Annotated in this window: 8 protein-coding genes and 1 pseudogene; 8 read left to right on the forward strand and 1 reads right to left on the reverse strand. The window is 43.5% G+C overall.

All coding sequences use genetic code 11. The features are described from left to right. Positions 1–214: 214 nt before the first annotated feature. Complete coding sequence (locus AC07KQ_RS15080; protein ID WP_003596949.1) at positions 215–691, forward strand: Hsp20/alpha crystallin family protein; 477 nt, start codon at positions 215–217, stop codon at positions 689–691. Between the two features lie 245 nt (positions 692–936). Here the strand turns inward: AC07KQ_RS15080 and AC07KQ_RS15085 are convergent. Next, positions 937–1,723, reverse strand: a pseudogene (locus AC07KQ_RS15085) (IS5 family transposase). Positions 1,724–2,042: 319 nt separating this feature from the next. Between AC07KQ_RS15085 and AC07KQ_RS15090 the strand changes: the two are divergent. From AC07KQ_RS15090 to AC07KQ_RS15120, 7 genes are all read left to right on the forward strand, one after another. Beyond that, complete coding sequence (locus AC07KQ_RS15090; protein WP_016373330.1) at positions 2,043–2,264, forward strand: hypothetical protein; 222 nt, start codon at positions 2,043–2,045, stop codon at positions 2,262–2,264. A 364-nt stretch (positions 2,265–2,628) separates the two neighbouring features. Further along, on the forward strand, positions 2,629–2,976 hold the full coding sequence (locus tag AC07KQ_RS15095; protein ID WP_375710668.1) for a plasmid mobilization protein: 348 nt from the start codon (positions 2,629–2,631) through the stop codon (positions 2,974–2,976). Beyond that, positions 2,955–4,196, forward strand: a complete 1,242-nt coding sequence (locus tag AC07KQ_RS15100) for a relaxase/mobilization nuclease domain-containing protein (RefSeq protein WP_016373325.1) — start codon at positions 2,955–2,957, stop codon at positions 4,194–4,196. The genes AC07KQ_RS15095 and AC07KQ_RS15100 overlap by 22 nt, the downstream gene beginning before the upstream one ends. Continuing rightward, a complete protein-coding gene (locus AC07KQ_RS15105; protein WP_480156695.1) occupies positions 4,196–4,687 on the forward strand; it encodes a hypothetical protein in 492 nt (163 codons plus the stop codon). Before AC07KQ_RS15100 ends, AC07KQ_RS15105 begins: the two co-directional genes overlap by 1 nt. A 13-nt stretch (positions 4,688–4,700) precedes the next feature. Continuing rightward, positions 4,701–5,120: a hypothetical protein gene (locus AC07KQ_RS15110; RefSeq protein WP_016373327.1), complete on the forward strand. Its 420-nt coding sequence runs from the start codon at positions 4,701–4,703 to the stop codon at positions 5,118–5,120. Between the two features lie 597 nt (positions 5,121–5,717). Beyond that, a complete protein-coding gene (locus tag AC07KQ_RS15115; protein ID WP_016373328.1) occupies positions 5,718–6,620 on the forward strand; it encodes a replication initiation protein in 903 nt (300 codons plus the stop codon). A 115-nt stretch (positions 6,621–6,735) separates the two neighbouring features. After that, positions 6,736–7,026 carry a hypothetical protein gene (locus AC07KQ_RS15120; RefSeq protein ID WP_003596947.1) on the forward strand — a complete coding sequence of 97 codons (291 nt, stop codon included), beginning with the start codon at positions 6,736–6,738 and terminating at the stop codon, positions 7,024–7,026. Positions 7,027–7,353 lie beyond the last annotated feature (327 nt).

Below are 7,353 nucleotides of genomic sequence, written 5' to 3' on the forward strand. Positions count from 1 at the left end.
AGGTATAGTTAAATACACAACCCGAAAACACAATAATGACGCCCCATAACAACCGCTAACCAAACTTTTTTCAAAAAACTTTAGCACTCGGAGTTCACAAGTGCTAATTTGTGGTATAACTATAGGTGGAGCGAGGGAGAAGGAACAAAGGCTCCGGAGCTAAGATCGTTCTCCTGAATCCCCAAAGTCTCTGATTGAAAGGAAGTTATCTGTTATGGCTAATGAAGTTATGAATCGTCGTAATAATGAGTTGATGAATGATGTTAATGATCCGTTCTTTGACAACTTGGCGCGTCGGTTCTTCGGCCCGGTATCTGACTGGATGGATTGGGCAACTCCTTCCATTGTCAGCACGGCCGTCAACGGATTGCTGACTGACGTTAAGGAGACCAAGGACGCTTACGAAGTTCATGTTGATGTTCCTGGGATCGATAAGAACAACATCAAGTTGAACTACCATGATGGCATTTTGAGCATCAATGTTCACAAGGATGACATCACAGATCACGCCGACAAGAACGGCAACGTCATGATGTCCGAACGCAGCTATGGCACGATGAGTCGGAGCTATCAACTGCCAAACGTTGATGACAGCAACATCAAGGCAAACTACAAAGATGGTGTTCTCAACATCACATGCCCAAAGTTGACTGAATCAAAGGAGTCTGGTCACAACATTGAAATTCAGTAATGGATTGAGTAGTGTTTGTCGTCAGGCGGCTCAAGACTCACGAACTGCATTGCAAGCATGATCAGAAGCGGCACCACTGTCGTTGATGGGCAAAACCCAGTAGTAAGCACAACGAATCGATGAGAATTGCAGCAGTTGCAGTGATCATTGAACCGTAAAAAGGAATCACCTCTGCGATACGTATGATCGTAGGGGTGATTTTTTTGTGAGCGTAAGCCAGCCCGCTTAGAAGCTGTTTGAGGTCTCTATTGACGAGCAAGCAGGATCCCTATAAAGGCCATAGCAACCATGACTTTACTGGTATTTAACTTGCGTTCGCAATTGAACCAAAGCCGTCGCCAGTTGGTTAACCAACTGAAACTACGTTCCACGACCCAGCGCTGTGGCGTTACTTGACCGTTCTTCAGATCACTTTGTTTGGCGATAATGACATCTGCACCAATGATTGCATGGACCGACTGGCCAAGTTGTCGCCTGTATAGCCACCATCGGCCATCACTCGCTGAACAAGATCAAACTGCTCTTCATTTAACGCGAGTAAAGCGATCGCACCGTCCCGTTCGGAGACATTAGCTGTGGTAATGTGGATCGCGAATGGGAGACCATTAATATCAACGGCAAGGTGGCGTTTAATCCCACTGATTTTCTTGCCGCCATCATACCCTTTATTTTGGGGTGTTGCCGTATTTTTGACACTTTGCGCATCAAGAATTACGAACGACGTTCGTACCGATCGTCCCATTCGTAATCGCTCTCGAGCGACAATTTTTTTAAAAGCAGGTCAATCAGGGAATATTCCGAATTAGCTAATGGTTTTGACCACATGGCAAAGTAAGTGTAAACGGTTTGCCATTTCGGAAAATCATGCGGCAACTGACGCCATTGAGCGCCCGTACGAAGCTCGTAAAGCACTGCATTGAAGACATCAAATAGGTCCACCCTTCGAGGACATGTACGCTTGCGAAACGTCTCAAGGTCAACGCGAATCAATTCAAATTGGTCACGAGTGATATTGCTTGGATAATCAGTCATAATGAAGTCCTTTTTTTTTACATATTTTACCGGAAATTCAAGCGTCTTTCAAAGACCTCAAACAGTTTCTTAGATGATTTGCTATAAGTCCCCAAAGATGGCATAAAAAAAGGAGAAGGACCCGCCTTCTCTTTTTATGAAGATTGCTTAAACTAGTTGTAGCTAGTGGTTATATAGTACGAGGCATACAATCTTCTCTGGCTACTGCTGTCTACACACAGTGCCTCACCAGAATTAAATCAACTTAGCTAGTAAGATAATCATCACCCTTTACTGCTTAATATAGCGTTGAGGTTCAGATGAATTAGGAGGTGTAAAAATGTCAGAATTATCGAAGATCGAAGATCTTGAAAAGAAGCTCAAGGTACGTAAGCAAAGGGCATTAGCAAAGGAATACCAAAAACTTGGTCGTCTTTTCTACAAGAAATCCAATGCTAAAAGCTTTGAACAGGCCAATAAAATCCTTCATAATTTAACGATTGATGACCAAAAATCAAATCGTGAATCAGTACCAACATCATCAGACCAATATCACAATTAACTGGTTGTAAAAAAGGCCGGCTTGCGAACAGCAAGTTCGGTCTTTTCTTTTTGGTTCTTTTTCGAAGAAAAAGAAAGCGGGTTTAAGTCGTTTTGCAAAGCAAAATCGACTGTGCATTTTGTGGCCGTGACCGAGTAGGTCATCGGCCATGAACTTGTAGGGAGTTAAGAGGGGAGCAAAGCTCCCTTCTTACAAGCGGTAGGTGCCACTTTTGCAAAGCAAAATGTGGCACATACGGGTAGCTTGCGTCTTTAGAGAAAGATGTTAGTCTGAATGTGAGCGCGTAGCGAGCATTATGACTTACATATTTATTGCAAACCTGTGAGCGATTAGCGAACATGTTTCAATTACTGGAGGTGAAATTATCAATAATAAAAGCCCTGAAGATAAGCAGGTTAATCATGTTTCATTCCGTATCAATGATCTGCAATTTGAGAAGCTATCCTTGTCTGCAAGTACCTTTGGTCTTTCAATTGGACAATATGCAAAGCAGATGGCATTAAAATCAAAACTAAAGACACCATATTTCAATGATGATGACGCTAAAAAGCTTCTGATCGAATTGACTCGTCAGGGAACGAATCTCAACCAAATTGCTCGTAGATTAAACCAAAATCCTCTAGCTAATACTGATGATTTGAAGGAAGCAAAAGCCGTCCTCCAAGAAGCAAAGGAGGCTTACCGGAATTTATGGCTACAATTGCGAAAATGAGTTCAGGAAAGAGTGCTGCTGGCTCAATCAATTACGCGCTTGGTAAAGACAAAGAATTGAAGGCCAACACGGACAAATGGTTTGAAGATCATCATCTTGAACGTCCTTATCCTGATTACCGTGCTGTTGCAATGGGTGGAACTAATGGTATCGATCCCGAAATTGCTAAGGAACAATTTGCTGCAACCCGCTCACTGTTTAATCAGGATCAGCAAAGCAACCAGTGCTTGCGAATTATTCAGTCATTTGACTGTAGAGAATTAAACGCTCTTAACCGATCTGATTGGCAAAGAGCCAACGACCTTGGCGTTGAACTTGCGCAACATATGTACCCTCACAATCAGGCCGCTGTTTATACCCATTTAGATAACGAAAATCATGTCCTACACAATCACATCATTATCAACAAAGTCAGTTTTGAAACTGGTAAAAAGTTCCATGAGCCGCCGCGTACCAGCATTCACCTAGCCCGTGAGATTAATGATCAGATTGCGGAACGTGAGGGGTGGCACGTACTTGAACCTGTTCATGACCGTATTTCCGAAGCAGAAAAAGCATTGGTAAAGAAAAAAGAATATTCATATATGCGCGATTTGCGGGAACGCGTCAACGCCGTCATGGAGGATCCCTCTGTAAGCTCATATAAGGCTCTTAAAGACGGTTTGACTCATTCAGGAATAGAAGTACGCGACCGTGGCGGAGATTGGTTCTCCTTTCATTTCAGGAGCAATAACGGCGCATTACACACGGTGAGAAGTAAACGACTTGGAGAAGATTATTCGAAGGAGCGCATTATCCATGAGCTGGAAAACCGATCAAGAGCAAGGCAAGTCACCGTGGTCAAACCAGAACAACAATTTGAGCACGTATCAACACGAGCTACAGCAGAAATACGATCAAGCACTAGACAGCGCACTGAATCAGTTGCAAAGCAAATACGACAAAGCAATCAGCGAATTAGCGAAAGACTACGAGAACCGTTTATCAGGCTTGAAACGGCAGTTAACCGATTTGCAGGACGAGTACAGGGCCTTGGAGAGAAAATCCGCGGCGCTTTTGAAAAACGACTCAAGTCACGAACAAAATCGGTCTTAGAACTCATGAAACAGCGCAATAAGCAACATGATATTACTCAATCCTTGCTTGCCAAAAACAGGGCATTTGATCTTGCCCAAAGGGCTGCAAGGAAAATAAGCCGCGGATGGGAGCAAGAACGCTAATGGATGACGATACGGAGGAATTTTACTTAGAACTGATTGAAAGCATTCAAAAGGGCACGATTGATCTAGCTGATATGCCTGCAACTAAGCAAACGTTGATTAATGCCTTCCAACCACTACTTGCTGAACAACTTAGCGAAACACAAGAGGATATGGCCAACGCACTTAGTGATCTCAAACAAAAAGCCGTTCCTGAAGAACTACTTAAACCTGTGAGAGGCGCTATCGCCAAGCTCCAGAATGCTAAGAATGATATTGCTAACACGACCTTTGACGCGAATGAAGAGATCGATACGGCAAAGATGAAGGCCTTGAAAGAAATTCAGGACGAAAATAAAGCCTATTCCCAAGAACTTGATGACAAAATTGCCAAAGCTAACGAACGTCATAACTACTGGGAGGTTGTACTTAGCCATCTTGGACTAGGTATTTCAATCGCCGTCCCATATGGTCTTGTTTTTGATCTTCTGTGGCACTTGTTCATGAAGTAAAGGAGGAATTGGTTTGCATAAGTTTTTCGATTCATTCCGTTGGTATCACTCTTGGCGGCGGTTGCTGACCTTCACAGTTATTGTGACGATTATCTTGGCATTCTCCTCGTGGTTGCTCCCTAACGGACGCATTCATTCGGCAATACAGATACACCAACAAGAGCAAGCCGCGGTATTGCAGCAAGCAAAGCAGCGACTTCCTGCCCTGAAAACAAAAGTAGATCAGTTGGCAGCTAGACAAGCGACTCTCGATCAGCAATACAAAGCGATGTTAGTGCCTACTGACGCTGTTAAACAGGCCGTTGACGCTCTCGATGACGATGCCCATGCATTGCAAGATGAACTTAATAAACAACCAGATAATCTCCAAGGTCTCGACGATCTCAAAAGCAGTGTCAGTAATGTACTGCAATGGACTCAGCCTAGAAAGTAAGCCATCTCCGAGGCTTTAGCCGAGGTTTCCTTGAACAACGCAAGCGAAGCGCGCTAGAGCAAGCCATAGGCGCGCAGGCGAAGCCGGAGTTAAAAGTGGCGAAGCCACTCCTTTTTTAGGGAGCGAAGCGACCAGGTCTTGTATGGGGTTTGGGGAGAGGTTCTCCCCAAGGTCTTCTTAGCTCCGTATTTTTGGAGCGTGCCTCTTTATAACCTCTTTATAAACCTCTTTAACCCTCTTTAGGCGTGTTTCACGCCTTTGATACCATGGTGTTTCACACCTTATGTGCATAGATTTACGCGCTTATGTGCATAGATTTACGCGCTTATGTGCATAGATTTACGCGCTTATGTGCATAGATTTACGCGCTTTTTAGGGCATAAAAAAAAGCCTATATGCATACGTATATTTTGACTATGCATGTTTAGGGGCTTACACTTACACTATCAACGAAAGAAGTAACCAAAATGACAAGCAAAATTGTCAAATACGGACACTTTTTAGGGCATTAAAAGAAACCCGCATGCATACACGCCTTTATACTATGCATGTTTAGGGGCTTACACTTGTACTATAAACGATAGGAGGATAACTAAAATGACGAACGAAATTGTTAAGTACGGAAATCGGTTAAATGAAATTCCACTACGACATTTCAACTCACGGGAAATGAATTTATTAATGTCCATCGTTTCCCGCATTCATGAAAAGGGAACTGATGAAATCACGTTCTCTTTCGAGCAACTAAGAGCATTAAGCCAATACAAAGATCACGGTGAACGTTTCGTTAAAGAACTGGACTCCACTTACTCGAAACTTATCTCTCTCAACGCTTACACCGATGACGGGCATACTTTGACCCGTTTTGTTGCTTTCAACAGATATCAAATTGATCGCGATAACCAAGAAGTTAGAATTGCAGTAAACCCTGATTTCAAAGGCATATTTAACCAGCTAGCCCAATGGACTAGATTCAGCCTAGAGCAATTTGCTCACTTGAATAGCACCTATGCCAAGAGTATGTTCCGGCTTCTCAAGCAATATCGGACTGCAGGCACTCGAAATTTCACCATGGAAGATTTCCGGACGCTTCTGGACATACCCAAGAGTTACCGAGTTAATCACATTGATCAAGTTGTGATTAAGCCTATCAAAGAGGAGTTAAGCCCAATATTCAAAGGCTTGTCTATTCGAAAACTACGCAAGGGTCGCGGTGGCAAAATTGTTGGATATTCATTTTCTTGGAAGGCAGAAACCAAAGAACATGACGATTTTTCTAAGGGTGTCTGGGACGAGAAAATTGCATTAGACAATATCAAGTACAATTCAGAATTAACCAAGGAGGAAAAATTCCGTGCAACTGATAAGGTAAAAGGGATTCGGCTTGGGACAACCGCAAAAGAACAACAAGCAGAGGCCGATAGGTCAAAAAAAGAAGCCGATGAGAATCGTTCACGGCAAGAACTTCTCAACGGACTTCACAATATAAACGGACACTAGAGTTTAAGAAGGAGTATCGCCATTCTTGGCGAGGCTGGCAATACTCCCAGACACCGGACAAGCCGGTAGGAATATTATAGCATGCCAATTTGTCCTCAAAAGGAGCCTAGATGCCATGCTTACTGACATATTAAGAAACTTAGCAATTGAATTGAGCTGTGGTCCCGGATCATCTAAACGACCAGATAGCCACCCAACAATTCCTGAAAAGGATTTAAAAGCCATATTACTATCAACGCAGCAAAATCTTGATGATTACGCTGATATTGATGAAGTCGTTGAAATATTCAATCATTTTTTTGGCCCAAACGGTATGGAGAAATTCCGAAAAATGAACTTATCATCTCTGGGCAACTTAGAAATTGTTTGGGATCTTTCTTTTGTGAGCGTGAGCCAGCGCGCTTAGAAGCTGGAGTATAAGTGGCCTTGGGCGTGATGACCCGGGCTTGGTCATTGCGACCAAGGTCCTTATACTCAAGCTTCTGCGCTGGCGAGCGCGTTATAGAAAGCGAAAGCCCAACAACCTATTTGCCCACAATAGGAAACCCTCCCCGTTAACGCGGTCTTTAGCATTGAGCTCAAGGCCACTTACACGCAGACCCTTGCGCCGGTGAGCGCGTTATAGAACGTAACAGCCCAACCTATCTTTGCAGACAATAGAACAAATACCGATGCCGCTAAAATCACTTACGGCCACAATCACAAGTACTCTGAAGCCACCGACTTTCACCAC

The sequence above is a fragment of the Lacticaseibacillus sp. YLM2-1 genome (genome assembly GCF_056583465.1).

Excerpts from the sequence above, each read along its gene's own strand:
- AC07KQ_RS15080 (WP_003596949.1), top strand. The coding sequence starts at position 215 with ATGGCTAATGAAGTTATGAATCGTCGTAATAATGAGTTGATGAATGAT.
- AC07KQ_RS15090 (WP_016373330.1), top strand. The coding sequence starts at position 2,043 with ATGTCAGAATTATCGAAGATCGAAGATCTTGAAAAGAAGCTCAAGGTA.
- AC07KQ_RS15100 (WP_016373325.1), top strand. The coding sequence starts at position 2,955 with ATGGCTACAATTGCGAAAATGAGTTCAGGAAAGAGTGCTGCTGGCTCA.
- AC07KQ_RS15105 (WP_480156695.1), top strand. The coding sequence starts at position 4,196 with ATGGATGACGATACGGAGGAATTTTACTTAGAACTGATTGAAAGCATT.
- AC07KQ_RS15115 (WP_016373328.1), top strand. The coding sequence starts at position 5,718 with ATGACGAACGAAATTGTTAAGTACGGAAATCGGTTAAATGAAATTCCA.
- AC07KQ_RS15120 (WP_003596947.1), top strand. The coding sequence starts at position 6,736 with ATGCTTACTGACATATTAAGAAACTTAGCAATTGAATTGAGCTGTGGT.